Here is a 25,768-nt window from a genome sequence, read left to right as displayed (position 1 = left end):
ATTCGACATGGGTCATCATCCACGAATCGACATTTCACTTCGTCTGAGAGCGAATTTACGATATAAGAACAGATGTTCCTTTTTATTGTCGAAAAACCGCTTGAAACTACTAAATTAGCAATAATGTTCCCAAATATAAATTTGGGAACATTTTTTATGCTATAATAAGAGCTAAATAGAGGGGGGAATGGCCGAAAATGAAGCTGCCGAAATTTTTACGTGATTTTTTGATTTACTTAACAACAATTACCGGAAAGTCCCAAAGAACCCGAAAAGAATACGAATATGACCTTATTCTGTTTATGCGTTTTCTAAAAGCGATCGAAGAAGATATTTCGTTGGACCGTTTACATACAATTGACATTTCCGAATTTACAATCGACCAGATTAAAGAAGTGTCTCTGGAAGACTTGTATTTATTTATGGAATATTGCGAAGTGCAGCGCGGCAATTCCTCAGCAGCCCGTGCGCGGAAAGTAGCCACATTAAAAGCCTTTTTCAAATACTTAAAAGGAAAGCGCCGTCTCATCGATGAAAATCCGGCCGAACATTTGGAAACCCCAAAAATTGGGCGACGCCAGCCAATTTATTTAAACTATAATGAGGCAAAAGATTTCATTGGTGCTATCCAAACACAATCGTACAGTGCACGTGATGAATGCATGATGGTCTTTTTCCTGAATCTCGGTATTCGGGTTTCCGAATTATGTTCACTGAATACCGATTCCATTAATGGCCGGATGCTGACGGTAATCGGGAAAGGGAATAAAGAACGTCATGTGTATTTAAATGATGCATGTATGAACGCATTGGAAAAGTATTTAGAGGAGCGGCATGCATATAAAGGGGAAGGGAAAGAACCGCTGTTTACCTCTCAAAAAGGGACACGTTTTGCGAGACAGTCGATTGCGCGGATTGTGAAAGTGATCAATACCAACAGCCCGTCCCCGAAAGAAAAACTGACGCCGCATAAACTGCGACATACTTCCGCGACCATGATGTATAAATCCGGAGCGGACATTCGAACATTACAGCATATTCTTGGCCACTCCAGTGTTGCGACAACACAAATCTACACGCATATCGAGGATGAACAAATTCAGGAAGTACTGAAAAACAATCCATTCAATAATTTATGATAATTATATTATGTAAACTAAATAAATATACGAGCCTTATAACAAGGAAGACGAGCGGCACCCCCGTGCTATAATCAATAAAACACCCATTTTCTAACCAAGAGAAAATGGGTGTTTTTATTATGATTCGCTTTGAGTTATATTCTGTAAGGAACTCATTGTTTTAAAATCATTGCCGGTTGGGTTTTGGAATAGTCTCAAGTCAAACTCGGATGCGATCGCAAAGAGATGATCGAAAATATCCGATTGAATCGACTCATACACCGCCCAGTTAATATCGTTTGTAAATGTGTAAATTTCTAGTGGCAGCCCGTGTTCACTTGGCGCCAATTGTCTCACCATCGTTGTCATGTCTTTGTGGATTCCCGGATGGTTTTTTAAATAGTTGCTGATATATGTCCGGAACAGCCCGACATTTGTCAACGCTCTGCCGTTCACCTGGTTGCTTGTATCAATACGATGTTTACTATTGTACTCGGCAATTTCACGTTGTCTCGTATCAATATAGTCCGTAAGATAATGGATGTTTCGCAACTGCTCGATCTTTTCCTCCGAACAAAACGCGATACTTGTTGTATCAATAAAAATCGAGCGTTTGATCCGTCTGCCACCAGTAACCTGCATCCCTCTCCAGTTTTTAAAGGAATCCGAAATCAAAGCATAACTAGGAATGGTCGTAATGGTTTTATCAAAGTTTTGAACTTTCACGGTATTTAATGAAAGATCAATGACATCACCGTCCGCGCCGTATTTCGGCATTTCAATCCAATCACCTACACGCACCATATCATTTGATGTTAATTGGATCCCAGCGACAAGACCTAATAAGGAATCTTTAAAAACGAGCAGTAGTACAGCGGACAAGGCACCCAGTCCACTTAGAATGATCAGCGGATTTTCTCCGATTAAGTTTGCGATGACCAGGATAATCCCGAGAACATAGACAATTATTTTCACGACTTGAATATAGCCTTTAATCGGTTGTACTTTTGAAATCTCAAATGTTTGATAAATATCATGAACAGCATTTAATAAACTGCCTATTAGGCTTAATACAACTATTATGATATACGTAACAGCTCCTTTTTCGATAAGGGCTTGGTACGTAAAGGCTTCCGCAAAATAATAAATAATGATCGCCGGCACAATATGAGATAACTTATGGAACACTTTCTTTTCCAACAGAATGTTATCCCACTGATATTTATTGTTATTCACAACATGTGTAATAAATCGGATGACGATCTTTTTCGTGATGAAATTTGCGATTAAGCAAATGATTACAATAAAAATAATCATAAGCGCCACTGAAAGATATTCAGCAAATAATGGACTTAATCCAAATTCGATAAGTTTTTTGTAAATAAGATTCATGTAATTCCTCCCGACTCCTATGGTAACAAAGATGTCGATAAGATGAAATGATTGTCTACTGCGGATTTCCCATAAAAACCTTTATCGAAAATGTATAATACTAGTACAAAAATTCAGATAATTTATTGACAGCAATCATAAACTGTTATATATTTAATTTACAAATAAAAACTGTTATATAACAAAGGAGAGAAGAACAATGAGTTATTTCGAAAAAGGGTATCAAATGTATGTAGAGAAGTGTGAACAATTTGGATTACAGCCGGTGAATTTCCGGTATTATGTTAATCAGCTTTCTTATCAGCAATTACTTTCCTATAACGATTATGCAATGGAACAGGAGATGAGACGAAATGGTTAGTCCTCAAACCGAAACCGTTTATTATAAGGATGTTATGCCGGTTCATTCCATCGAACTTGTGAACATTCATTATATCCAGCCGGATCTGACGATGGAAATGTCCCACATATGTGCTAACTACGCCATGCTGTATCGAGGTGTTTATGAAATTACAACTTAATTTACTGTATTAAATCAATCTACGAATCCGTTGTAGGTTGATTTTTTTATTGCTTAATCCTTTATACAGCAAAAAGGCCGCTTTGTAATCGAGTTACAAAGCAGCCCTTTATTAATCAAGCAAATAACTTTCAATTCGTAAAAACTCTTCCTCATCGATATTGTCCATATATTTATAGAGCAAATCGAGGTCGACTTTAATTTCATCTTTATGTGTTAAATAAAACTGCTCTGTTAAATGGGAAATAATTAACGGAACCGCTTTTTGATGGTTAAACCGGTGTAAATAGGTTGATAAAAATTCCGCATTGACAGCAATATCCGTATTTTGGCCAAGCGCATTGAAATCGACATAATGGATATGTGCTGTTAAAAATTGTTCCGTCAAATGCACATTGTATTGACAAATATAAGACCAATCCAGCTCATTTTTGTATCGATTCAACCAATGCAGCTCCGCAATGGCTGTGAATAACTGCTTTTGTTCATCACTGTACGCTTTAAACTTTTTATCCATTTCGGCATTTGTTAATCGACGGTCCCCATAGCGGTTATACTTCTGACTGACCAGTGACGGAATTCCTTTCACTAAATGCTCACTGCCGGCCCATTTATACGAACCACGGTCATATTCGAAAAGCTGCAGATCCATATCAGGAATTTCATCGGCTTCCGGTAAATAGATAAGCTCAAATGAGTTATAAAAGACATTGCTTTCAATGAAATCATCCAGCTGATCGACAAAGTCCGGATTCAGACGCATTTTATTTGCCATTAACGTTGTGACTAAATAACGTTTAAATGACATCGACAACCGGGCAAGTACCGGCTTGTTATATTGGAGTGCTTCCAGATCCACGTCAGGCAAATAATCGATTAAAAACTGTTCCGATAAAAGCGTATTGGCATAGCTCACATACGCAAACGGCAAGTATTGAAAATAAGCCGTTAAGCGAGATGGATGCAACTGAACAGCCTGATGGCACCAGTTTCTATAAGCTTCTAAAAATACGCGGTCATATGGTAGCTGCTCGTAAACGGTTTCGTCATTCGATTCCAGCTGTTTCACAATGGAAAGCTCGTTAAAATCATCTACTGAAAAATGGGCAGGGAACGAAATTTCCTGAAAGGCCTTATTTAATTGGAAAGTGGCTTTTGGCTTCGTCGAAACAAAACTGTATGTTCCGATTGCGCCGCGCTCTTCCAATAATAAATAGGCGAGTTCCTGGCGTTCATCCTGTGTTAAGTCACAGTCTTTAGGGAACTTTACCGCTGCAAAATATTGCGCTTTTGCCAAGTCATAGAAAAACTTGTAGTCGCCTTCTTTTGTATAAGGTTCCTTTGATTCATTTTGCTGCCAGTAGAGGAGGGCTCCTTGTATCGGACTTCTATTTGAAAACGTAATATTCGCGATTGAAAAGATGTTCTGCGCTAATGCGTCATCATACAGAACTTTCATAAACTCGATTTTTTTAATTTTTAGCATGCTAAGACACCTCCGTTCCTACTATTATATACTCGAATCATAAAAATTCCGAAAAAAAAGTTCTCAAAATAGGTTTAAGGGTAGTTTAAGGTGGTATATTACTTGTAAGTAAAGTTGCGGTCACTGAAGAGTAGATGTAAGTTAACCACTAGTTTAGATAGTTTATATGATGATTTCTATTAGCTTCGTTGTATGCGTTTATCAAGCAACATTCACAGTTTATTTTAGGCAATTAATGAACAAAATGCTTTAACGAAGATTTTCGAAAGATGCCAACTAAAGTTAGGCGAGCGAAATGCATACACGAATTGAGATATACTATTGAAAATTTCAGCTCAAACGTTTTATAAGATGTTAAACTAACGTACGAAACATTACAACTGAATACGCAATACCGACCGCAGCTTTACGCCTTTCACTCCTTATGCCATAAGGAGTGTTTTATTTTTGGCAATAATGGCTATAATATACGTAATGAATTGCTGATAGGAGAATGACAATGTGGAAGATACATAACGGGAAACTGATTCAAACAACGGACGAATCAAGAATCCGGTACAAAACGCGTATGAGCGCGGCAATTATTAACAGTTTAAAACAGCTTGCCAAAAAATATGATACACATATCGGTTATTTACTGGAAAATGGATACAGTAATTTAATTGAATCGGGTACAATCGTTTACGATAAAAAAAACCGGCCTAAAGACCGCATCGAATTTCGGACGACATGCGATAAGGAATTACTGGATAACCTGAAGGAATTTGCAAAAGACCATAACCTGAACTTAAACGATGTCATTGAAGCAAGTGTTGCATACATCAATTATGAGGATGTTAAACACGCAAATTGGCGTTACCGTGTAGAAGTTTAATAAGAAAAACGATGAAGCAATTGGGAAACCGATTGCTTTTTTTCATTCTCTCTATATTTATTTTTCCATATTATTGAAATTATTTTCATTTTCCATTAGATTTATAGTATAGAGGTTTTTTAAGAAGGGATGAGAACGGCCATGTTTAAAAACTATTCACCGAGGCTGATTTTTGGTGTAATGGCGGTTACTTGTATTATTATTTCACCGTTGTTCGCCATATTTGTACCGATGACTGTTCCGGATTTATTTTTGACCGATCGCTCTTATTTTTATATTTATTCGTTTCGCACAAATGTAAAACTGATTATGGCGGGGTTTTTTATATTAGCTGTAGCCTTTGCAGTGCTTTGCTGGAAACGCCAAATCGCGACATATGCGCTTAGTTTAGTGCTCCTTATCGGAGGGTTGGTGACGCTATACGGTTCCACTAGTACCTACACAGCGATTAATGAACAGGAAGTGTTTAAACGACAGCTGATCGGCTCTCAGAAAATGCAATGGGATTCGATTGACCGGGTTGCATTAGAATATGTGCCGAATGCATTAGGGAATTATAAATTTATCGATAAATCGGGGAATGAGCTAATTGTTCAGGAGGATAAAACGATGGCAACGAGTTATATTTACCTCATGACGAGTAAGAAAAAGATTAAATTTGATGAGTATGAAAAGAAATAGCTTTATAAGATGAAAAGCTTAGTTTCGTAAGGGGCTAAGCTTTTCTTTTATTTCTGTTTGCGCGGTTAAGGAGGTTAGTAGAAATGTTCAAATTCAGCTGGATAGGGAGCGAAACACATTTTGTAGATTTACCGGATACTTTGCAATTCAAGAACATAGTCATTGGAAGGTTTGGTGGCAATACTTCAGCAGGGCAATATAAAAACGAAGATGGTTGTCTCGTTTGGGTGAATGAAGAACAAAACTGGGAATTTGTCATGATTTTGGATGCCCATAACAGTGCGGAAAGTGCCGAACTTGTTGTGGAAACTATTTTAAACGAAGAGCATAACCTCACTTCAATTTTTAACAAACCGCTTTCCGTTGCTTTTCAGGAATTGGATCATTACATTCTCCATATTTTTCAAGATCCGCTCTTTTTAGCCCGTTGTCGGGAAGTGCAGGGGGAAACGGCTTGTCTGATTGTATTAAGGAAAGACAAATATATTTGGTGGTTTTCGGTTGGAGACTGTATTCTTCACATGTTTCACCCTGAACTGGCTGAAATGCAGCAATATCAGCTAAACCAAAGAAATTTCTATGAATGGATCGGGAATGTTAATACGTTCGAATTGGATGTGCCTTGTTACAGTACGGGGCGCAGAGAATTGCGAAAAGGATTAAATCAGCTTTTTATGACGACGGACGGACTAACGGAATGTCCCCATACTTCATTTGATAACCCGAGGGACATTCTGCAAGTATTTACTCATTCCCAGTCTTCACACGATGCTGTAGGTCAGCTACTAAAGGAGATTGAGGCAAAGGGAGTACGGGACAGTACAACGATTGTTTCATGGGCTGTTGAGATCGATGAATATGCAACGGAGCCGAGCAATAAATAATCATTTAAAGGGGCTATGTATATGTTTAAAGAGACCAATTCTATTACAGGTTATAAAGAAAAGGATATTCACTATACTATTTTAAGTACCAATGAAAATGCTTCGAAACTGGCGATTTTGCTTCCTGGAGCCGGCTATACTGCGCAAGCACCGCTTTTTCATTATTCAACGGGTGTGTTTTTACATAAATCGATCGATGTGCTGCAGGTGAATTATACGTATAACGATAAGTTTTACGATCATTTCACTATGGATGAGCTTGTCGAAGCGATTCACCATGATGTAGGTGCTGTTATTGATAAAGTGCTAGAAGAGAATTCGTATGATGACTATTATGTTGTCGGGAAGTCTCTAGGTACGATTGCCATGGCGTCACTGATTAATAGGGAAATCTTTTATAACGCAAAAGCAGTATGGTTAACACCGCTTCTTAATCGGGATGATGTTTTTCAATCGATGCTACAGAGTCGTAACGAAAGTTTATGTTTTATTGGGGATGATGACACGCACTATAATGCGGAAAGATATCGTCAATTCGCCCAGAATCCAAAGCTCGTAACAAGACTACTCGAAGGAGCGGATCACAGTTTGCAGTATAAGAGCGATCCGGTACAGTCCGTTGATCTGTTAAAAATAGTTATCAAGGCAATCGATGCATTTTAACGAAAAAAACCTTCCACCAGTTCGATGGAAGGTTTTCATTTTATTCTAAGTTATCAATTGCGTACTGAGCTTCTTCAGCCGTAAATTTTTCACCGTATTCGGAAATCAATTGATCATATATAGCAGCGTCAGACATCGCCATTGTTTCAGCGTATGATTTTGCTTTATCTAATGCATTTGCTTTCCAGTCAAACTCCAGGTTATCGATTGCATATTGCGCGGCTTCTTTAGGGAAACCTTCTCCAAAGGGGAGTTACTGCAGTTTATCCATTTGATTTGGAGATGCAGTAAAGAATACTACTACAATAAAAAAGGCACTTTTGTAAGAAGCCACAAAAGTACCGCACCAATATAGTTAAGGTTTTAAAACAACTTTAATACAACCTTCTTGTTTCGCATCGAATATTTCATACCCATACTTTGCTTTTTCAAGAGGGAGGACATGGGTAATAATATCACCTGCATTCACTTTGCCATCAGCAATTAAGTTATAGACATGCGGCATGAGGTGCACAACAGGGGCTTGTCCCGTGCGTATCGCTACATTGCGTTGGAAGATGTCACCAAGGGGGAAAGCGTTGTACCGGCCACCGTAAACACCCGTAATTTGGATAGTTCCTCCTTTACGTACTGCTTGGCTTGCTGTGACGATCGCTCCCATTGCACCACTCTGCAGTTTTATACCACTTGCCAGAAATTCTAGAGGCGTCATTTTTCCGCTCATCCCGACACAATCAATTACAACGTCCGCGCCGCCTTTTGTAATTTCTTTTAAATATTCACCGCAATTTTCATGGTCTTCAAAATTAACAATTTCGACTTTATTTGTCTTTTTCGCGTGTTTGAGACGATAACCGATATAATCTACAGCGATGACTCTTTCCGCACCTTTTAGCCATGTAAATTTTTGCGCCAATAGCCCAACAGGTCCGCAGCCAAGGATGACAACCGTATCACCTTTTTTCACACCAGCGTTCTCTACACTCCAAAAAGCAGTCGTTGCAGCATCGGCGAGGAGAACGAGACTTTCATCGGGAACTTCAGACTTTTCCGGAATTTTAAAAGGGAGGAAATTGCCATAGGGAACACGCATATACTCTGCCTGGCCTCCAGGAAAACCACCTGTTGTGTCTGAATAACCGAAGTAGGCACCCATTTCACCATTGTCATTCGCATTATCGCATTGACTTTCGAGCTCATGATTGCAGTACCAGCATTGACCACATGCAATATTAAACTGAATGACAACCCGGTCACCCTTTTTGACTTTCGTCACATCCTTGCCGACTTCTTCAACAATTCCCATCGGTTCATGGCCAACGACATAATCTTGTCCTATATTTGGTATCATTCCATGCATCAAATGCAAATCAGATCCGCAAATAGCTGTTGTCGTTAGACGGATAATAAGATCATCGGCTTTTTTTATTTTTGGGTCTTTTACTTCCTTGACCTCAACATTTTTAATGCCTTGAAAAGTAACAGCTTTCAATTAAAAATTCCTCTTTTCCATTTACTTTTTTGGTGGGGTAGGGAACATGCCTTTACGATTCATGCTCTTAGGAAATAAATCCAACTGTGCAATACTTATCGCATTTTCCGCGGATTTAATATCCAATTCCTTTTGACCTTCCAAATGATAAGGCTTCAGCCATTCTTTTTTCATCATGAGCTCTGAAATCTCAAAATACAGATCAATCATGACATTCAGTTGCGTTCTCATGATTTTTTGCAGTGCTGGGGAAGCTGTTTCGGTTAAGGCGATTGAAAGATTTCGAATTCCCGTCTTTGTTGTAAGCAAAAACTCAAGCGCAACTCCCGAATCCGTTAGTTCAGGCATTCCGATTGAATTGATTGGATCTAAATAGTCTTCCATAAATTTGACCTCCTAATATACCAGTTCCGATTTAGAGTAGAGCTTAACCATTGCGGCAAGTGCTGGGGTAGATAATTTCACATTTTTATCTAATAAAGCCCTTAAATCATCATCAAAGACAACACCTTGACTTAACTTCGATTTAAGTAAACTAGTTGTCATAAAGTTTATAACTTCATGAAATTCCATTGTTTCATGAAGAGCTAATTTTTTCTCTAACACGTTAAACGCACTTCCAGATTTTTCTTTAAAAAGTTTACCCTGGAGTAAATCTCTTTATACAAATTTGCCTTTAAATCAAGGATAATGCAATTTATTCTATTGTCGAATAACATCGATACTTCATTCAAATATTCATTTGACTATTTAGATGAAGAAGCATAACCTAATATATACAATCAAACGTATATTAGAATATAGAGGTGAATACTTTGCAGAAAGCAAATGATGTGTGTGAAATCACGTGTATAAATGAGGACAATGTCGTCTGGATTCAAAAGAAATTATCTATGGAAAACCCAATAGAAGTAGCCAAAATTTTCAAAGCCTTATCAGATGATACAAGAATTAAAATTGCTTATGCATTGTCACAAAATGAACTGTGTGTTTGTGACGTTGCCAATATTGTAGGAGCAACTACAGCTACAGCTTCACATCATTTAAGACTACTTAAAAATCTCGGAATAGCTAAATACCGTAAAGAAGGGAAATTAGTTTATTATTCATTGGATGACGATCATGTAAAACAACTCATTGAAATAGCATTTGCCCATCAAAAGGCAGGTGTTCAAGTTGAATAATTCAACGGATTCATTAATGGATAAAAAGGTATTTAGAGTTGAGGGTTTTTCCTGTGCAAACTGTGCAGGGAAGTTTGAGCGCAATGTAAAAGAACTAACTGGGGTTCAGGAAGCAAAGGTGAATTTTGGCGCTTCGAAAATTAGCGTGTATGGGGATGCGACAATCGAGGAATTAGAAAAAGCAGGTGCTTTTGAGAATCTGAAAGTGATTCCTGATAAGCCTGTTCGCGAAGAAGGCAATTATACGAATGGAAATAATCGACTTACAGAGGTAAAAGTACCTTTTTATAAAAAGCACAGTACTTTAATGTATGCCGGGTTATTTATTGTCTTTGGCTATCTTTCACAGTTTATAAACGGGGAAGATAATCTCATCACTTCGTTATTGTTTATCACATCAATTGTTATTGGCGGATACTCTCTTTTTAAAGTCGGTTTCCAAAACTTGCGTCGTCTAGATTTTGATATGAAAACTTTAATGACAGTTGCTGTAATTGGTGCAGCGTTCATCGGTGAATGGGCAGAAGCATCGATTGTTGTGATTCTCTTTGCGATCAGCGAAGCACTTGAGCGCTATTCAATGGATAAAGCAAGACAATCAATTCGCTCATTAATGGATATCGCTCCAAAAGAGGCCCTCGTTAGAAGAAATGGTCAAGAATTAATGCTTCATGTAGAAGAAACCACAGTCGGGGACATCATGATTGTAAAACCTGGTCAAAAAATTGCGATGGATGGTGTTGTCGTAAACGGTTATTCTTCTGTAAACCAGGCCGCTATTACGGGTGAATCAGTTCCTGTCGGTAAATCAGTAGATGATGAAGTATTTGCAGGTACATTAAATGAAGAAGGTTTACTTGAAGTTAAAATAACAAAATTAGTCGAAGATACAACCATTTCAAAAATTATTGAATTAGTTGAGGAAGCACAAGCTGAACGAGCACCTTCACAGGCATTCGTAGATAAATTTGCAAAGTATTATACACCCATTATTATGCTGATCGCAGGTTTAGTTGCAGTAGTGCCACCTCTTTTCTTTGATGGTAGTTGGGAAATTTGGGTTTATCAAGGATTATCCGTTTTAGTAGTTGGTTGTCCATGTGCACTCGTCATTTCTACACCTATTTCTATTGTTTCGGCAATCGGAAATGCAGCTAATAAGGGGGTCCTTATTAAAGGTGGCGTTTATTTAGAAGAAATGGGCGCTTTAAAAGCAATCGCATTTGATAAGACAGGGACTTTAACAAAAGGTATTCCCGTTGTTACAGATTATAAAATGACTGAAAATAATATAAATGAAGAAGATTTACTTGCAGTGATTGCGGCGCTTGAAAATCGTTCCCAACACCCCCTTGCATCGGCAATTGTTAAAAAAGCAGAAAATGATTCAATTTCTTTTACGGGTGTTGTAGTAGAAGACTTTACTTCAATTACAGGGAAAGGCGTTAAGGGTACAATTAAGGGAATAACTTATTATATTGGTAGTCCCCAACTATTTAAGGAGATGGACTCGATAAATTTCAGTCACAATCTAGAACAGGATGTAACCGAATTTCAAAATCAAGGTAAAACTGTGATGGTAATTGGAACTGAAAAATTAATACTTGCAATTATTGCTGTTGCTGATGAAGTCCGTGAATCAAGCAAAGAGGTAATTAATAAATTGCATCAACTTGGCGTTCAAAAAACAATCATGCTTACGGGTGATAATAAAGGAACTGCTAGGGCAATAGGTGACTATGTTGGGGTATCAGAAATACAAGCCGACTTAATGCCTGAAGATAAATTGAGTTTTATAAAAAAATTAAGAGCTGAGTATGGCAATGTAGCGATGGTAGGCGACGGTGTAAACGATGCACCTGCGTTAGCAGCTTCTACAGTAGGTATTGCGATGGGTGGTGCTGGTACCGATACAGCATTAGAAACTGCTGATGTTGCCTTAATGGGCGATGATTTAAAAAAACTCCCATTCACTGTAAAGTTAAGCCGAAAAGCATTAAATGTTATTAAGGTTAACATTGCTTTTGCGGTAGGTATTAAATTCCTTGCACTACTTTTAGTAATACCCGGCTGGTTAACATTGTGGATTGCCATACTTTCAGATATGGGAGCCACACTTTTGGTATCGCTAAATAGTTTACGGCTTATAAGAGTAAAAGAATAATGAAAAGGGCTTCCGGAATATGGAAGCCCTTTTCATTTTTAATTTTAGAATCTAACAGTAAATTAAATATTATGGTTGCAAAAATAATGTTTCTAACATAATATAAGCATATTATTATATAGTGATTTACTTTTTAGTCATAATATAAGTATATTATTATATAGCTATGGAGGGATATGATGGAGCTCGATTTATTGGAAAAACAGTTAAAGGCTGTAGCGGACGCCAATCGTTTACGCATTTTAGCCTGCCTGAAAAAGGGTGAAGTATGCGTATGTGATTTTACGGACGTCCTTAATATTTCACAACCCGCAGTGAGTCAGCATTTACGTAAGCTAAAAGAAGCAGGCATTATTACAGAACGTAAGGTGGGTACGTGGAAACATTATCGTATTCAAGAAAATCAAACTTCGTTAATGCAAAATATACTTGCTTCAATTAATGATGATGTGACATGTGAATGTAAAATTAACTGTGAATGTGTGGAGGGCTAAAAATTGAATATGTTTGTTATTGCGGCACTCATTTTTATCATCACACTGATTTTTGTCATCTGGCAGCCAAAGGGACTCAATATTGGCTGGTCGGCAATGGCTGGAGCGATCGTTGCATTACTTGTTGGTGTTGTTGATTTTAACGATGTCGGAGCAGTAATTGATATTACGTGGAATGCCACATTATCTTTTATTGCGATTATATTAATTTCCCTAGTATTAGATGAAATTGGTTTGTTCGAATGGGCGGCACTACATATGGCACGGGCTGCAAAAGGCAATGGGATCAAAATGTTTGTGTATGTCAGTTTGCTCGGTGCAGTTGTTGCTGCATTATTTGCAAATGACGGGGCCGCACTGATATTAACGCCGATTGTGTTAGCGATGGTGCGTAATTTACAGTTCAGCGAAAAGATGATTTTCCCGTTTATTATGGCGAGTGGCTTTATTGCTGATACAACGAGCTTACCGTTTGTCGTGAGTAACTTAGTCAACATCGTATCAGCAGACTTCTTTAATATAGGGTTTGTGGAGTATGCTTCGCGTATGGTCATTCCGAACTTATTCTCGCTGGTAGCAACAATTGTTGTACTACTGATTTACTTTAACAAGTCAATTCCACGTGAATATAATGAATCGATGTTAAAGGAACCACGCCATGCGATTAAAGATATGAAAATGTTTAAGCTTTCATGGATTGTGCTTGCAATTTTAGTTGTTGGGTATTTCTCTAGTGAGTTTATCGGTGTACCGGTATCGCTTGTTGCGGGTTTTGTCGCGACTTTCTTTTTAATCATGGCAAGACAAAGTGCAGTTGTTGACACTAAAGCCGTTGTGAAAGGGGCACCTTGGAATATCGTATTTTTCTCAATTGGAATGTACGTTGTTGTATACGGACTAGGCAATGCAGGATTAACGCCCGCTTTAGCTAGTGTAATCGAATGGACAGCAGAGCAAGGATTGTTCGCAGCGACAGTTGGCATGGGCTTTATCGCGGCTTTTCTATCATCTGTCATGAACAATATGCCAACTGTTATGGTCAATGCATTGGCAATTGCTGAAACGACGACAGATGGTACGTTACGTGAAGCATTAATTTATGCTAACGTTATCGGGTCAGACTTAGGACCAAAAATAACGCCAATCGGATCACTCGCGACACTGGTTTGGTTATATGTATTGTCTCAAAAAGGTGTGAAAATCTCTTGGGGTACGTATTTTAAAACGGGGATTGTGTTAACAGTACCGATCTTAATCTTTACGTTAATCGGACTTTATATTACATTACTAATTTTTTAATAAAGGGAGTTTATACAAATGACAAAAAATACACTTTATTTCTTATGTACAGGAAACTCTTGCCGTTCGCAAATGGCGGATGGATGGGCACAAAAATTATTACCGGGAGATTGGGAAGTGTATTCAGCAGGTATTGAAACACATGGTGTCAATCCAAATGCGATCAAGGCAATGAATGAAGTAGGTATCGATATTTCTCACCACACTTCAGATTTAATTAACCCGGATATTTTAAATAAAGCAACATTAGTTGTAACACTTTGTGGGGATGCAGCAGATAAGTGTCCAATGACCCCTCCAGGCGTACGTCGTGAGCATTGGGGTTTCGAAGATCCAGCAAAAGCAACAGGTACAGAGGAAGAGAAATGGGCAGTGTTCCAGCAAGTACGTGATGCAATCGGTACGCGTATTGAGCAGTTCGTAAATGAAGAATTAAAAAAATAAATGTTTGTAGGGATCGACTTGAAGAAAATTGAAATTTTTGAGCAGGCGATGTGCTGTCCTACGGGTGTATGTGGACCAGCAATCGATCCAGAGTTACTACGCATGTCTTTTATTATGAATAACTTAAAAAATACGAACGTGTCAGCTGAACGTTTCAATTTAACGAATCATCCGGATATGTTTATCGACAATAAAGCAGTTAATGATTTATTGATGAATAACGGAATGGATAGCTTACCGGCGACATTCGTGGATGGTGAACTAGTATTAAAGGGGAATTACCCGACAACAGTTCAGTTTGCTGAGTGGTCTGGATTAAGTGAAGATGAGCTTTTGAAAAAGCCGAAAGTACGTCTATCAATCGGAGTGAATAAATAGTGGAACGTTTTACGCGTGAGCATTTTCCGACGACACCGTTTCTTTTCTTTACAGGAAAAGGTGGTGTTGGGAAAACATCGACTGCTAGCAGTCTTTCCATTGCGTTAGCGAAAGAGGGAAGAAAAGTGCTGTTAATTAGCACTGATCCAGCTTCGAATTTACAAGATATATTTGGTCAGGACTTAAAAAATGAACCAACAAAAATAAATGGTACAGAAAATCTTTATGCTCTAAACCTTGATCCAGAGCAAGCTGCAGCAAGTTATAAGGAGCAAATGGTTGGCCATTATCGCGGGAGATTGCCGGAAGTTGTGATTCAAAATATGGAGGAACAATTATCAGGTGCTTGCACTGTTGAAATTGCCGCTTTTAATGAATTTGCAATGCTGTTAACAAACGATGCGTATACAAAGCAGTACGATACGATTGTGTTTGATACGGCACCAACTGGCCATACCCTCCGTTTATTGCAGTTACCTTCAGCATGGTCAACATTTTTAGATGAAAATACGACAGGTACGTCTTGTCTAGGTCCATTAAAAGGGCTTGAGCCTCAGCGTGAAGTGTATAAGCAAGCTGTTGCACAGTTAACGAATGAGGTGCAAACAACACTGATGCTTGTCACACGACCTGAAGCAAATCCATTAAAGGAAGCAGCACGTGCATCAGAAGAATTATTTGAGATTGGTCTTCGTAATCAGCAGTTACTCATTAACAGCCTTTTACAATCAGAAAGCGATGATCCGATTGAAAAGGCCATTTCTGAACGTCAAACGGTGGCGCTAAAAGAAATGCCAGAACCATTAAAGGCATTTAAACATTTTTACTTACCGTTCGTACCCTATTCTTTATCAAGCATTGAGCGAATGGAAGCATGGATGATGGATACGAAGCTCCAGACAAATGCGAATGAGCCAACGATACTAAATACCCCGGAACTTGAAGAAATGATCGCGGACTACGTAGCACGTAAGCCAAAGATTATTTTTGCGATGGGGAAAGGTGGCGTAGGGAAAACGACTGTTGCCTCGTATATTGCTCTTAGAATGGCCGAAGAAGGGATGGGTGTACACTTAACAACAACAGACCCCGCAGCCCATATAAATTGGACATTTGGTCAAGAGGAACAAGAAGGCGTAACTGTTAGTCGTATTGACCCGAAAGTAGAAATTGCGAATTACGAAGCAGAAGTGCTAGCAAAAGCAAGTGAGACAATGAATGAAGACGGACTCGCTTTTGTAAAAGAAGATTTAGCTTCACCTTGTACAGAAGAAATTGCTGTCTTTCGAGCATTTGCGAATCTGGTTGAAACGCATCAAGATGAAGTTATAATTATTGATACAGCGCCAACAGGGCACACGCTGTTACTGCTCGATGCAACGGAAAGCTATCATAGGGAAATTTCACGTTCAGAAGGGGCAGTACCTGTATCTATATCGAACTTATTACCACGATTACGCGATAAAGACTATACAAGTGTAGCGATTGTTACATTACCAGAAGCAACACCTGTATTTGAAGCAACGCGTTTGCAAGAGGATTTAGCACGTGCAGGCTTACATGTGGATTGGTGGGTCGTTAATCAATCATTTGCCGGTCTTACACTAACAAGTCCAATACTGATGCGAAAACAGCAGTCTGAAGTTAAGTGGTTAGAAAAAGTAAAACAATTAAGTGAAAACCGCTTTGTCACGATTCCTTGGGTGAATGAATCACCGGTTGGAAAAGACGGATTACATGCATTAAAAGGGGAGAAGCTAAAGTGAAGATGAGTTCAGAAGGTAAACAATTTATAGAGCAAGTATTAGCTCAAGCTGAAGGTGCAACATTGCGCTTTTACGGTGTTGCAGGATGTTGCGGTATGAATTTAAGTGCAGAAATTGCACCAGCACAGGAAGTCGATACAGTAGAGACAGTTGAAGGAATTGAAATCGCCGTAGATCCACAAATTGCCCAGCAGTTAACAGACGTAACAATTCACGCAGAAAAAGAAAATGGCCAGCTTGGCTTAGTATTACTAGGCTACGAACAATCAAGCTGCTAAGATGCGATTACATCATTCGAGTACATCAATGGCTGAGCTTCAAAAATAGTAACGGAAATCCATCTCTAACAAGAGGTGGATTTTTCTTTTTATGTTTTTTATCCCAATAAAGAAATCCCCTTGAAAATACTCCAAGAGGATAATTATTTAACAGCAATTAGAAGTGCTATTACTATTTAAATCTAAACTACATACACCGGTCTCAGGAAGGTCTAGCTCTACTTTACGAGCTCCTTCGAGATCACCTGTTAAGTAAGCGACAACTGAACGAACTTGCTCATAGCCAGTCGCCATTAAGAAGGTAGGCGCACGTCCATAGCTTTTCATTCCAACAATATAAAAGCCAGTTTCAGGATGCCTTAATTCTAACTCACCATGTGGACGAACCGTACCACAGCTATGTTCGTTCGGATCAATGAGCGGTGCTAATGCTTCAACACTTTCGACAGCCGCATCAATCGATAATCGGATTTCTTTTAAGAACGAGAAGTCTGGACGGCTTCCTGTATTTGCAATGATTTCATCAACTGCAGGAAGTTGTTGTTCGCCAATCACGCCTTCGCCTTTAAGAATAATTCCAGCAGAAGTTTGTGTAAGTTCTTCGATATAAAATGGGGTAAAGACTTTTACTTTTCCTTCATCAACCAATGTATGAATACGACTTCCTAATTCACCTCGAGCAACAAGGGCATCCTTTTCTTCACCGCCATAAGCATCTTCTACACGTTTTTTACGTAAAATCCATGTAATTTCAACATCCTCAAGTTTTTCTAACTCTAAAATCGTATTAATAGCTGAGTGCCCGCCACCGATAACGGCGATACGTTTGCCTGTATAGCGTTCTTTTAGTGTTTCAATATTTGGAATACCGTAAAAGATCTTGTCAGCAAGCTTTTGTTCAGTTGATGTCCAAACATTATCTGCATGAACAGGATTCGGCGTTGCCCACGTACCCGTCGCATCAATAACCGCACTGGCAAGAATTCGCTTTGTTTCACCATTTCGTTCTGTATAAAGTACAAACGGTGCAGAGTCGCGACTGGCAGACTTCATTTTATCGTGATTTTTTTTACTGATACCTACAACTGTTGTATTAAACGAAATAAATGGTTGGATTCCAGGTAAATTTGCTAAGGGTTTTAAATACACCTCACGAATTTCTTGACCTGTTGGTAGGACGGAATCTTCTGGCGTAGTCCAACCAGATTTTAGTAGCAATTGTTTAGCAGCTTTATCAACGTTGTATTGCCACGGTGAAAATAGACGAACTTGCCCCCAAGATTTAATGTTTTCAGCAACCTCAGAGCCCTTTTCAAGAAGGATAAACGCTTCACCAGCTAAAGATAGATGGGCAGCAGCAGCTAAACCCACTGGACCTGCACCAATGATTGCAACTGGAAACGTTTTATTTAATTCAAAAGGTGTTTCTTTCATGGACATTTCTTTTTTGGGCACTTCCACAGATCCACAGCAAGAACTAGCGGGCTCTTTTGTTGGTGCGCAACAGCTTGCAGTTTGAGATTTAATTGTTAACGGTATGTTCATTTTAACATCCTCCTAAAATACTTGTAGTTTGCAACTATATGATAAATAAAAAAGTAAGAAAGTTCTTGCTTAGTAAATTGGGGTACAGCATACTGTCGATTTAGACATTGCTTCGTTTAGAAGTTGAATCGAACGAAGGACAGTTTCTTTTTCAAAGTCGTTCATATGAGAAAATACTTCTTCTAAATAGGCATTCATGGACTCATCTATCGTTGTTGCAACAAATTTTCCTTGCGTTGTCAACGATAAAATTGATACACGTTTATCTTGAAGAGAAGGTGTTTTTTTAACCAATTCCATTTTCACAAGTGTTTGAATTTGTCGGCTGAATGTCGTAATATCCATTGCGAGTGTTTCAGCAATTTGTTGCATAGAAGGTGTTTGCTGTTTATCTATTTCGTAAAGAATTTGACTTTGGATAGTAGATATTTCAAATAATCCAACAGAGCAACAATTTTTGTTTAATAAGCCAAATCTTCGAGTTAGTATGTGAAAAATTTCGCGTTTGTTTTCCATTCAATCACCTCTAATTAAATGAAAACAGAAATACTTGTAAAGTGCAACTATATGTTTTATTATTTTATTATTCAGATTTTATGGAGGTTAATTCATGGCTATTAAAATTCGATTTGTTACAAGTTAAGATTGGCCAGACGTGAAAAAAATTTACGAAGCAGGAATAGATACAAAAATGGCTACATTCGAATCGAAGGCACCCGAATCTTATAATGAATGGGTTGGTGAAGCAATTCCAACTTGTTCATTTGTTGCTTTGGAGGAAAATCAAATGTTAGGTTGGTGTAAACTAACACCTGTTTCAAAACGTAATGCATACAAAGGCGTAGGCGAAGTAAGCATTTATATTGCGCCTGAAGCAAAAGGGAAGGGAATTGGGGATTTGTTATTAAATCATATGATTCTAGCTTCTGAAGAGGAGGGATTTTGGACCCTGGAATCCAAAATCTTTAAAGAAAACATTGCTAGTCTGAAACTCCATAAAAAAATGGCTTTCGAATTGTAGGGGTTCGAGAAAAGATTGCTCAACTTGATGGGGAGTGGAAAGACAATGTGTTATTAGAAAGAAGAAAATCTTTTTAATAATGCTTTTTGGATGTTGTACAAAACTGCGTAGAATACGAAAAAGCATCTGTCGGTTTACCCAATAGATGCTTTTTTTATCATTTCTTTATTCTAGAGACTCAAGGTAACGATACAGCGTCGATTTACTAATACCTGTCTCATTTTTAATATCTAATAATGCGCTTTATTCCGAATTCAGTCATGTTAGGGTTCGTGAATGCTTTAGCTATTCTTATTTTTATGGCACAAGTACCACATTTTTTAGGGGAAGGGACAATGACGTATGTCTTCATAGCAATTACGCTACTAATCGTCTATATATTACCACGATTTTTTAAAGCCATTCCGGCCCCATTAATCGCCATCGTATTATTAACAGCTGTTACTTTTATGTTTAATGTGGAATTAAAAACAATTCGGGATTTGGGATCGATTACACAAAGCTTACCAAGTTTTTTCACTCCAGATGTACCGTTTAATTTAGAAACATTGTCTATTATTTTCCCATATGCACTTGCACTGGCATTAGTCGGCTTAATGGAATCATTGATGACGGCTCAAATTGTCGATGATATGACGAATACGAAGTCAGACAAAAATCAGGAAGCGCGTGGACAAGGGATTGCGAACTTAATTAACGGTTTCTTCGGTGGAATGGCTGGATGTGCAATGATTGGCCAATCGATTATTAACGTTAAATCAGGCGGACGAGGTCGTCTTTCTGCACTCGTTGCCGGGTTATTCCTGATGTTCTTAATTTTAGTACTTGGGAATGTAGTAATTGATATTCCCTTGCCTGTACTAGTAGGTAGCCGAGGCTTGAATTTATTACAAGAGATGGTGTTAGGTAGTGTCAGCCATAAAGTAATGAAGCGTGTTCATTGTCCAGCTTTAATTGTGAAATAGACTAGAGAAGAGAACTTGGGATCTGTCTATAATAACTGATTCCAAGTTCTTTTATAATTACAGAAGAAGGTGTTGTTATTATGAGCAAATTTATTACTCCTAAAATAGGGACACGGTCATAATATATATTATAGGAAGTTAAGTCTCGTTTCAAAAGTATACTTATAATAGTGAGACGAAACACGTTTTTTAAATAAACAGCCATAACTTAACCGGACCCGTTATATTATGGCTGTTAGTTTACTTTTTCAGTTGGATCGTAACGCTTTTGTATAATTGGATATAAATAAACTGTTCATCAGCAAAATACGCCAACGCGTTTTGTTTAGTTAATTGCTTCTCCAGACCCGGTATTAACGAAATTGGCATCTTTAATTGAGCTGGCTGTTTGAATTCGACATTTTTTCGGTTACTTTTCATTTGAATATGTAAACCTCTATTAATATATATATCTACCGTTAGTTGCTTATACTCGTCATCTACAGTCAATTCGATCCCGTCCGCGCTTTTAAACACTATTGGCTGGCATTCATCTTGCTGATCTATTGTCGCTACCCAGCTGTCCCCAAATGTATGTAACGGAACTTCCAAGCGGTTTTCAGCTGTTTCAGCTAATATTGTATCTTCGCTTACAGAATCCGTTGAAATTACCTTCTGAATGCTTTCAGTCGTTTCATCTGCATACAAGACTTCTAATGTCGTATCAGATTTATAGATTCGTATAACTTGTTCCGCGCTTAGCTGAGTCAATTCCATAGTATCTGGATCCAATTGATACAAATAGCCAGTATGAGAATCATTGCTGAAATACAATAATCCATTGATATAGAAACAAAATTGAATTTTTACAGCAAGTTTCTGTTTAGGTTGAAATGGAAACTCCTCAAAATTCATTTCATACAAATGACCATTTCCAGGATGTGCATAATAAAAACTAGTATTGGCAAGACAGCCATCATATAAACGATGAACTGCTTCGAATTTTTTACTCGTACATAATGGGTAATGATTTTCATTCCATTCATGATCAAGACGCATTTTCTCATCTGCTACTAAAAAATAACGATAGCGAACTTCTTTACCGGGAATGGAACCGATATCATCCCAAGTCACGTCGATATGATACCAATGCTCATCAATCTGCACCATATTCCAAGCATGCCCCTCTGTGCCCTCACCCGCCGCTTTTCCAACTACGTAATAACAAGGAATCTCCAGAGCTTCCATCATCTTTTCAAAAAGAAGTGCGTAAGCCATACAAACACCGTGTTTTTCATTCATAAACGTATACACAGCAAATGGTGAACCTTCAGTATGCCGTTCATAGCTATACGTCCTTGCGATATAGTCATGGACAGTGAAAACCTTTTGCAATGTTGACATATCTGGAGCAATTCGATTTTTTAAAATGTTTTGTATTTCGTCAACAATCCACTTTTCTTCCTGCCGCGCCATACGGTAACGCATCCTAAACTCCACTTTCACCCGATTTTTCGTTAATTGCCGATATTTATAGCTGCGTTTTTCACAATGTTGGGTGTAAAATGGCTGTTCCAGATGACATTGATCAAAAGCTTCCTTAATTAAAGAATCAATCGGCATTGGCAGCTGACCGTTAATATGCAGTGTAAACTGCCTGTCCATGCGCTCCATATGGGCAATAAGCGCCGGCAGCAACTGTTTTGCTGTAATGGTCGTCGTTTTAATTGAATTTCCTTGCCTTTTATACTGTTCATAGCTTTCAAAATATGTTTTCACAATATGTCGATACTCCTCTTATAACGCTTCCGTTTCATCTTCTTCAAATGAATTGAGCTTAACATAGATTTCAACCGTTTTCCCGTCCATTTCAATGACTTTCTCCAGATGCATCCCATTTTTTAATGCAATTCTTTTAGACCCTTCATTTCCTACTTGAATCGCTGAAATATACCGGTGAAGCCACATCTCTTCATCCGCATATTTCGCCAGCGCCTGAGCTGCTTCAAATCCGTAGCCTTGTCCCCAATAAGCACGTTTAATCCAATACCCGAGCTCAATCTCAAAAGTATCGTCAATAACTTGTGCAACAAGCCCCGCATGTCCGATAAAATCACCTGTTTGACGATGAATCAGTTTATGTAACCCGTAATCCCCAAAGTTTTGGTATTGTTCAAGCATCCGTTCGATTAAATGAACCGCATATGATTTATCTTTTATTAGTCCATTGCCAATAAATTTCATCATCAGTGGGTCCGAAACGAGGTCAAGCACAGTCGGTAGATCCTTTTCCGTATAGCGTTCAAAAGTTAACCGCTGCGTAGTTAAATTCAACATGGTATTCCTCCAATTTAATATTTTTTTGACGTATTGTTTATAATATCTCGGGGTTTTTCTTATGCAGAGTCAAAATATTATTATTTCACTTCCATTTTATATAAATTACATGTTTTCACCCATATGTAAGAATTCCCTCACCTTAAATAAAAAAATTTCTCATTATTAGTATATCAGATTTTTACTAGTTATTTTGTGTTATAGTACAATGTGCTGAATAACTCAAATTCAGCTGAAATTACCGATATTTTAAGTTTCGGAATATAATATTGTGCTTTATGTAATTTAATTTCTAGCTAAAATATGTTTTTCATTACTTCCCTTTCCGTAAATAATAATTCTATACCAATTTCAAACAGAACTTCTCCAAATATATCTCCTTAAAACTTGATAATTCTGCTTCATTCGCATTTTAAACATTCAAATTTTTCGGAAAAATTATTATTGCATTATATTGTATCCCCTCTTACAATGAGTACTATTAACGGATTCAAATAGTAATTTGCCGTTTAAAACAGAATAATTTTTCTTAAGGGGGAATTCCGTTGAGTCAATTAGGGGACAAAATCTCAGCGAAACGCGATGGCATTAACTTTGATAAAATCGATCGCATGGAAACATTCAATCAGTTTGTAAAGAAGAAAAACACATTTTTATTCGGAATAACTATAACATTTTTGACATTTTACATCTTACTGCCGGTGCTTGCATTCACACCTGTTTTACAACAGAAGGCAGTCGGCAGTATTACTTGGGTATGGGTCTACTCGCTTGCCCTTTTCATTATGACAATTGTTTTATGTACACTTTACGTAAAAATGGCAGCTAAATTCGATAAAGCGGCCGCTGCGGTTTTACAAGAATATGAAAAGGCGGGTGCATAGCGATGAATCTTGTTTCAGCTGGCTTCTTTATAGGGATCGTAGGGTTAACACTTATTGTTACATATATTGCTGCTAGAAGAACATCTTCTGCAAGTGATTTCTACACTGCTGGTGGTGGGTTAAAAGGTTGGCAAAACGGATTTGCCATTGCCGGTGACTACTTATCCGCAGCCGCATTCCTCGGCGTTTCGGGTGCGATTGCATTAACAGGCTTTGACGGGTTCTTCTTCTCTGTCGGATATGTCGTAGCCAATTTAGTTCTACTATATATAATAGCGGAACCGATGCGTAATTTAGGACGCTATACATTGGCAGATATGCTGACTGCGCGTTTTAATGAAAAACGAATTCGCGGTGTAGCAGCAACTGGTACGATCATTATCGTCATTTTATATATGATTGCCCAATTGGTTGGTGCCGGTGCACTAATTAAACTTTTATTCGGTATTGAGTATTGGATGGCTGTATTAATAGTAGGAGTCATGATGACGACGTACGTACTGTTCGGTGGAATGACGGCAACGAGCTGGGTACAGATTATTAAAGCAGGCCTATTATTGTTCGGTACGACATTACTAGCGTTTTTAGTATTCTCGAAGTTTGATTTCAATTTGGTGAAAATGTTTGATACGGTCAGCACAAATTACGGGGACCAATATTTAGTGCCTGGGATGAAGTACACATCTACGATCGATTCGGTTTCGATGATGCTTGCGTTAGTGCTTGGCACATCAGGTTTACCACATATTCTAATGCGATTCTTTACAGTAAAAGATGCGAAGACGGCACGTGCATCGATTTCATGGACAACGTGGATTACAGCGATCTTCTTCTCGCTGACAATCTTCTTAGGCTTTGGTGCGATGCATTTCGTCGGGTTTGACAAAATCATCGCGGAAAATGCTGCGGGTAATACGGCTGCCCCACTGTTGGCTGAGTTTTTAGGCGGCAATATATTACTGTCATTCATTTGTGCGGTGGCATTTGCTACTATATTAGCGGTTGTATCCGGTTTAGTATTAACAGGTGCATCAGCCATTTCCCATGATATTTATGGTGAAATCCTGAAAGACGGTAAACTAACAGAAAAGCAACAAGTATTAGCTGCAAGAATCGGTTCAATTTCGATTGCGGTTGTTTCGATCCTTTTAGCACTGTTTGCGCAAAGCCTAAATGTTTCCTTCCTCGTATCGTTTGCATTTTGTATCGGAGCATCGGCAAACTTACCGGTTATCCTTTATACGATCTATTGGAAGAAATTCAATGCAAACGGCGCGGTTGCTGCAATGGTAACAGGCTTAGTGTCTTGTCTAGTATTAGGTGCGCTTGGTCCGAATATTTGGAGTCCTACAGGAAATGCCATTTTCGTAGGCGAACCAATTGTGAATTTAGCGGTACCTGCCATCATTACCATTCCTTTAAGCTTCTTTGCAGGTTACCTGGGCTCAATATTAACGGCGCATAAGGTGGAACAAGCAGAGGCAGAACGTGTTTATAAAGAGATCCGCGTTAAAGCACATACAGGTATTTCTGTGCAGGATGTTTCCCATTAATTATTAGAAGAAAGTAAATTAGAACAATAGATTTTAATAAATAAAAACTGTCTCGAAAATATTTGCTATTTCCGAGCAGTTTTTTGCTTTTTTATACCATTTTATACATGAATATAACTTTTCGAATATACTGAATTTATTTTTTTGTAAAATAAATCATTTTTTAAATATTACTTTTACTTATAGAATTGAATAATATTTTCTTATAATTAATTTTCTGATTTTTTGTAATTATTTAACGTTTTGACCCCTTCAAACCCATGTAAATACTACCTTTCCATCGATTATCCAAAATATAACAATTTAATATTCTCCTCTTAATGTATTATTTTTTCTCTATTAAACTTATTTTTTCAAAAAATTT

The 25,768-nt window shown here is 38.1% G+C and carries 26 protein-coding genes and 3 pseudogenes; 19 read left to right on the top strand and 10 right to left on the bottom strand.

The window, feature by feature from the left end:
* The first annotated feature begins 197 nt into the window (after window positions 1-197).
* The gene (locus MKY27_RS08295; RefSeq protein WP_339199396.1) at window positions 198-1,139 is read left to right on the top strand and encodes a tyrosine recombinase XerC; all 942 of its coding nucleotides are present in this window, start codon (window positions 198-200) and stop codon (window positions 1,137-1,139) included.
* Window positions 1,140-1,259: 120 nt separating this feature from the next.
* Here MKY27_RS08295 and MKY27_RS08290 read toward each other — a convergent pair whose 3' ends face one another.
* A complete protein-coding gene (locus tag MKY27_RS08290; RefSeq protein WP_339199394.1) occupies window positions 1,260-2,513 on the bottom strand; it encodes a mechanosensitive ion channel domain-containing protein in 1,254 nt (417 codons plus the stop codon).
* A 199-nt stretch (window positions 2,514-2,712) separates the two neighbouring features.
* On the opposite strand from MKY27_RS08290, the gene MKY27_RS08285 reads away from it, so the two are divergent.
* Together MKY27_RS08285 and MKY27_RS08280 are read left to right on the top strand one after the other, a co-directional pair.
* Entirely contained in the window at window positions 2,713-2,874 is a 162-nt protein-coding gene (locus tag MKY27_RS08285; RefSeq protein WP_339176453.1) for a transcriptional regulator, read from the top strand.
* Entirely contained in the window at window positions 2,867-3,034 is a 168-nt protein-coding gene (locus MKY27_RS08280; RefSeq protein WP_339199391.1) for a hypothetical protein, read from the top strand. Before MKY27_RS08285 ends, MKY27_RS08280 begins: the two co-directional genes overlap by 8 nt.
* A gap of 111 nt (window positions 3,035-3,145) precedes the next feature.
* On the opposite strand, the gene MKY27_RS08275 is transcribed toward MKY27_RS08280, so the two are convergent.
* Entirely contained in the window at window positions 3,146-4,519 is a 1,374-nt protein-coding gene (locus MKY27_RS08275) for a nucleoside-diphosphate sugar epimerase (RefSeq protein WP_339199389.1), read from the bottom strand.
* 499 nt (window positions 4,520-5,018) lie between these two features.
* On the opposite strand from MKY27_RS08275, the gene MKY27_RS08270 reads away from it, so the two are divergent.
* The 4 genes from MKY27_RS08270 (at window position 5,019) to MKY27_RS08255 (ending at window position 7,621) form a co-directional block, all read left to right on the top strand.
* Window positions 5,019-5,393, top strand: coding sequence for an rRNA methyltransferase (locus MKY27_RS08270; protein WP_339199387.1), 375 nt, complete (start codon window positions 5,019-5,021; stop codon window positions 5,391-5,393).
* A gap of 141 nt (window positions 5,394-5,534) precedes the next feature.
* Window positions 5,535-6,074: an ATP-dependent exonuclease gene (locus MKY27_RS08265; RefSeq protein ID WP_339199384.1), complete on the top strand. Its 540-nt coding sequence runs from the start codon at window positions 5,535-5,537 to the stop codon at window positions 6,072-6,074.
* Window positions 6,075-6,157: 83 nt separating this feature from the next.
* Window positions 6,158-6,958 (top strand): protein phosphatase 2C domain-containing protein, encoded by an 801-nt coding sequence (locus tag MKY27_RS08260; protein ID WP_339199381.1) that lies wholly within the window; start codon window positions 6,158-6,160, stop codon window positions 6,956-6,958.
* A gap of 21 nt (window positions 6,959-6,979) precedes the next feature.
* Complete coding sequence (locus MKY27_RS08255; protein ID WP_339199379.1) at window positions 6,980-7,621, top strand: alpha/beta family hydrolase; 642 nt, start codon at window positions 6,980-6,982, stop codon at window positions 7,619-7,621.
* 40 nt (window positions 7,622-7,661) lie between these two features.
* Here the strand turns inward: MKY27_RS08255 and MKY27_RS08250 are convergent.
* The 4 genes and pseudogenes from MKY27_RS08250 to MKY27_RS08235 all read right to left on the bottom strand — a co-directional run.
* Window positions 7,662-7,868 (bottom strand): annotated as a pseudogene (locus tag MKY27_RS08250) (Ltp family lipoprotein); the annotation flags it as partial.
* Between the two features lie 108 nt (window positions 7,869-7,976).
* Window positions 7,977-9,113: a zinc-dependent alcohol dehydrogenase gene (locus tag MKY27_RS08245; RefSeq protein ID WP_339199376.1), complete on the bottom strand. Its 1,137-nt coding sequence runs from the start codon at window positions 9,111-9,113 to the stop codon at window positions 7,977-7,979.
* 21 nt (window positions 9,114-9,134) lie between these two features.
* On the bottom strand, window positions 9,135-9,497 hold the full coding sequence (locus tag MKY27_RS08240) for a spore coat protein (protein WP_079526734.1): 363 nt from the start codon (window positions 9,495-9,497) through the stop codon (window positions 9,135-9,137).
* Between the two features lie 12 nt (window positions 9,498-9,509).
* Window positions 9,510-9,719, bottom strand: coding sequence for a spore coat protein (locus tag MKY27_RS08235; RefSeq protein ID WP_079526732.1), 210 nt, complete (start codon window positions 9,717-9,719; stop codon window positions 9,510-9,512).
* Window positions 9,720-9,928: 209 nt separating this feature from the next.
* Between MKY27_RS08235 and MKY27_RS08230 the strand changes: the two genes are divergently transcribed.
* From MKY27_RS08230 to MKY27_RS08195, 8 genes are all read left to right on the top strand, one after another.
* Entirely contained in the window at window positions 9,929-10,297 is a 369-nt protein-coding gene (locus MKY27_RS08230) for a metalloregulator ArsR/SmtB family transcription factor (RefSeq protein WP_339199373.1), read from the top strand.
* Window positions 10,298-10,313: 16 nt separating this feature from the next.
* The gene (locus MKY27_RS08225; protein WP_251690014.1) at window positions 10,314-12,461 is read left to right on the top strand and encodes a heavy metal translocating P-type ATPase; all 2,148 of its coding nucleotides are present in this window, start codon (window positions 10,314-10,316) and stop codon (window positions 12,459-12,461) included.
* A 179-nt stretch (window positions 12,462-12,640) separates the two neighbouring features.
* Window positions 12,641-12,955, top strand: coding sequence for a metalloregulator ArsR/SmtB family transcription factor (locus MKY27_RS08220; protein ID WP_339199371.1), 315 nt, complete (start codon window positions 12,641-12,643; stop codon window positions 12,953-12,955).
* 3 nt (window positions 12,956-12,958) lie between these two features.
* The gene (locus MKY27_RS08215; RefSeq protein WP_339199368.1) at window positions 12,959-14,254 is read left to right on the top strand and encodes an arsenic transporter; all 1,296 of its coding nucleotides are present in this window, start codon (window positions 12,959-12,961) and stop codon (window positions 14,252-14,254) included.
* 18 nt (window positions 14,255-14,272) lie between these two features.
* Window positions 14,273-14,698 (top strand): arsenate reductase (thioredoxin), encoded by a 426-nt coding sequence (gene arsC, locus MKY27_RS08210; RefSeq protein ID WP_339199366.1) that lies wholly within the window; start codon window positions 14,273-14,275, stop codon window positions 14,696-14,698.
* A gap of 18 nt (window positions 14,699-14,716) precedes the next feature.
* Window positions 14,717-15,076, top strand: coding sequence for an arsenite efflux transporter metallochaperone ArsD (gene arsD / locus MKY27_RS08205; protein WP_079524112.1), 360 nt, complete (start codon window positions 14,717-14,719; stop codon window positions 15,074-15,076).
* On the top strand, window positions 15,076-16,842 hold the full coding sequence (gene arsA, locus MKY27_RS08200; RefSeq protein ID WP_339199363.1) for an arsenical pump-driving ATPase: 1,767 nt from the start codon (window positions 15,076-15,078) through the stop codon (window positions 16,840-16,842). Before arsD ends, arsA begins: the two co-directional genes overlap by 1 nt.
* A 2-nt stretch (window positions 16,843-16,844) precedes the next feature.
* Window positions 16,845-17,120: a Fe-S cluster assembly protein HesB gene (locus tag MKY27_RS08195; protein WP_339199672.1), complete on the top strand. Its 276-nt coding sequence runs from the start codon at window positions 16,845-16,847 to the stop codon at window positions 17,118-17,120.
* A gap of 147 nt (window positions 17,121-17,267) precedes the next feature.
* On the opposite strand, the gene MKY27_RS08190 is transcribed toward MKY27_RS08195, so the two are convergent.
* Window positions 17,268-18,665, bottom strand: coding sequence for an NAD(P)-binding domain-containing protein (locus tag MKY27_RS08190; RefSeq protein WP_339199360.1), 1,398 nt, complete (start codon window positions 18,663-18,665; stop codon window positions 17,268-17,270).
* 69 nt (window positions 18,666-18,734) lie between these two features.
* Window positions 18,735-19,181, bottom strand: coding sequence for a MarR family winged helix-turn-helix transcriptional regulator (locus MKY27_RS08185; RefSeq protein WP_339199357.1), 447 nt, complete (start codon window positions 19,179-19,181; stop codon window positions 18,735-18,737).
* A gap of 139 nt (window positions 19,182-19,320) precedes the next feature.
* On the opposite strand from MKY27_RS08185, the pseudogene MKY27_RS08180 reads away from it, so the two are divergent.
* Window positions 19,321-19,763 (top strand): annotated as a pseudogene (locus MKY27_RS08180) (N-acetyltransferase family protein).
* A gap of 156 nt (window positions 19,764-19,919) precedes the next feature.
* Window positions 19,920-20,555 (top strand): annotated as a pseudogene (locus tag MKY27_RS08175) (solute carrier family 23 protein); the annotation flags it as partial.
* A 336-nt stretch (window positions 20,556-20,891) separates the two neighbouring features.
* Here the strand turns inward: MKY27_RS08175 and MKY27_RS08170 are convergent.
* Window positions 20,892-22,409, bottom strand: a complete 1,518-nt coding sequence (locus MKY27_RS08170; RefSeq protein WP_339199354.1) for a transglutaminase domain-containing protein — start codon at window positions 22,407-22,409, stop codon at window positions 20,892-20,894.
* Between the two features lie 18 nt (window positions 22,410-22,427).
* Window positions 22,428-22,967 (bottom strand): GNAT family N-acetyltransferase, encoded by a 540-nt coding sequence (locus MKY27_RS08165; protein WP_339199351.1) that lies wholly within the window; start codon window positions 22,965-22,967, stop codon window positions 22,428-22,430.
* A gap of 545 nt (window positions 22,968-23,512) precedes the next feature.
* Here MKY27_RS08165 and MKY27_RS08160 point away from each other — a divergent pair.
* A complete protein-coding gene (locus MKY27_RS08160) occupies window positions 23,513-23,851 on the top strand; it encodes a DUF485 domain-containing protein (protein WP_339199348.1) in 339 nt (112 codons plus the stop codon).
* A gap of 2 nt (window positions 23,852-23,853) precedes the next feature.
* A complete protein-coding gene (locus MKY27_RS08155) occupies window positions 23,854-25,404 on the top strand; it encodes a cation acetate symporter (protein ID WP_339199345.1) in 1,551 nt (516 codons plus the stop codon).
* Window positions 25,405-25,768 lie beyond the last annotated feature (364 nt).

The organism is Solibacillus sp. FSL R5-0449 (genome assembly GCF_037975215.1).
Lineage (GTDB): Bacteria > Bacillota > Bacilli > Bacillales_A > Planococcaceae > Solibacillus.
The sequence above is the reverse complement of the archived record's forward strand: the minus strand, read 5'-3'. Positions and strand labels throughout refer to the sequence as shown.

Excerpts from the sequence above, each read along its gene's own strand:
- MKY27_RS08275 (WP_339199389.1), bottom strand. The coding sequence starts at position 4,519 with ATGCTAAAAATTAAAAAAATCGAGTTTATGAAAGTTCTGTATGATGAC.
- MKY27_RS08220 (WP_339199371.1), top strand. The coding sequence starts at position 12,641 with ATGGAGCTCGATTTATTGGAAAAACAGTTAAAGGCTGTAGCGGACGCC.
- MKY27_RS08240 (WP_079526734.1), bottom strand. The coding sequence starts at position 9,497 with ATGGAAGACTATTTAGATCCAATCAATTCAATCGGAATGCCTGAACTA.
- MKY27_RS08280 (WP_339199391.1), top strand. The coding sequence starts at position 2,867 with ATGGTTAGTCCTCAAACCGAAACCGTTTATTATAAGGATGTTATGCCG.
- MKY27_RS08290 (WP_339199394.1), bottom strand. The coding sequence starts at position 2,513 with ATGAATCTTATTTACAAAAAACTTATCGAATTTGGATTAAGTCCATTA.
- MKY27_RS08165 (WP_339199351.1), bottom strand. The coding sequence starts at position 22,967 with ATGTTGAATTTAACTACGCAGCGGTTAACTTTTGAACGCTATACGGAA.
- MKY27_RS08225 (WP_251690014.1), top strand. The coding sequence starts at position 10,314 with ATGGATAAAAAGGTATTTAGAGTTGAGGGTTTTTCCTGTGCAAACTGT.
- MKY27_RS08260 (WP_339199381.1), top strand. The coding sequence starts at position 6,158 with ATGTTCAAATTCAGCTGGATAGGGAGCGAAACACATTTTGTAGATTTA.
- MKY27_RS08285 (WP_339176453.1), top strand. The coding sequence starts at position 2,713 with ATGAGTTATTTCGAAAAAGGGTATCAAATGTATGTAGAGAAGTGTGAA.
- MKY27_RS08155 (WP_339199345.1), top strand. The coding sequence starts at position 23,854 with ATGAATCTTGTTTCAGCTGGCTTCTTTATAGGGATCGTAGGGTTAACA.
- arsC (WP_339199366.1), top strand. The coding sequence starts at position 14,273 with ATGACAAAAAATACACTTTATTTCTTATGTACAGGAAACTCTTGCCGT.
- MKY27_RS08190 (WP_339199360.1), bottom strand. The coding sequence starts at position 18,665 with ATGAACATACCGTTAACAATTAAATCTCAAACTGCAAGCTGTTGCGCA.
- MKY27_RS08265 (WP_339199384.1), top strand. The coding sequence starts at position 5,535 with ATGTTTAAAAACTATTCACCGAGGCTGATTTTTGGTGTAATGGCGGTT.
- MKY27_RS08195 (WP_339199672.1), top strand. The coding sequence starts at position 16,845 with ATGAGTTCAGAAGGTAAACAATTTATAGAGCAAGTATTAGCTCAAGCT.
- MKY27_RS08295 (WP_339199396.1), top strand. The coding sequence starts at position 198 with ATGAAGCTGCCGAAATTTTTACGTGATTTTTTGATTTACTTAACAACA.
- MKY27_RS08270 (WP_339199387.1), top strand. The coding sequence starts at position 5,019 with ATGTGGAAGATACATAACGGGAAACTGATTCAAACAACGGACGAATCA.
- MKY27_RS08255 (WP_339199379.1), top strand. The coding sequence starts at position 6,980 with ATGTTTAAAGAGACCAATTCTATTACAGGTTATAAAGAAAAGGATATT.
- MKY27_RS08185 (WP_339199357.1), bottom strand. The coding sequence starts at position 19,181 with ATGGAAAACAAACGCGAAATTTTTCACATACTAACTCGAAGATTTGGC.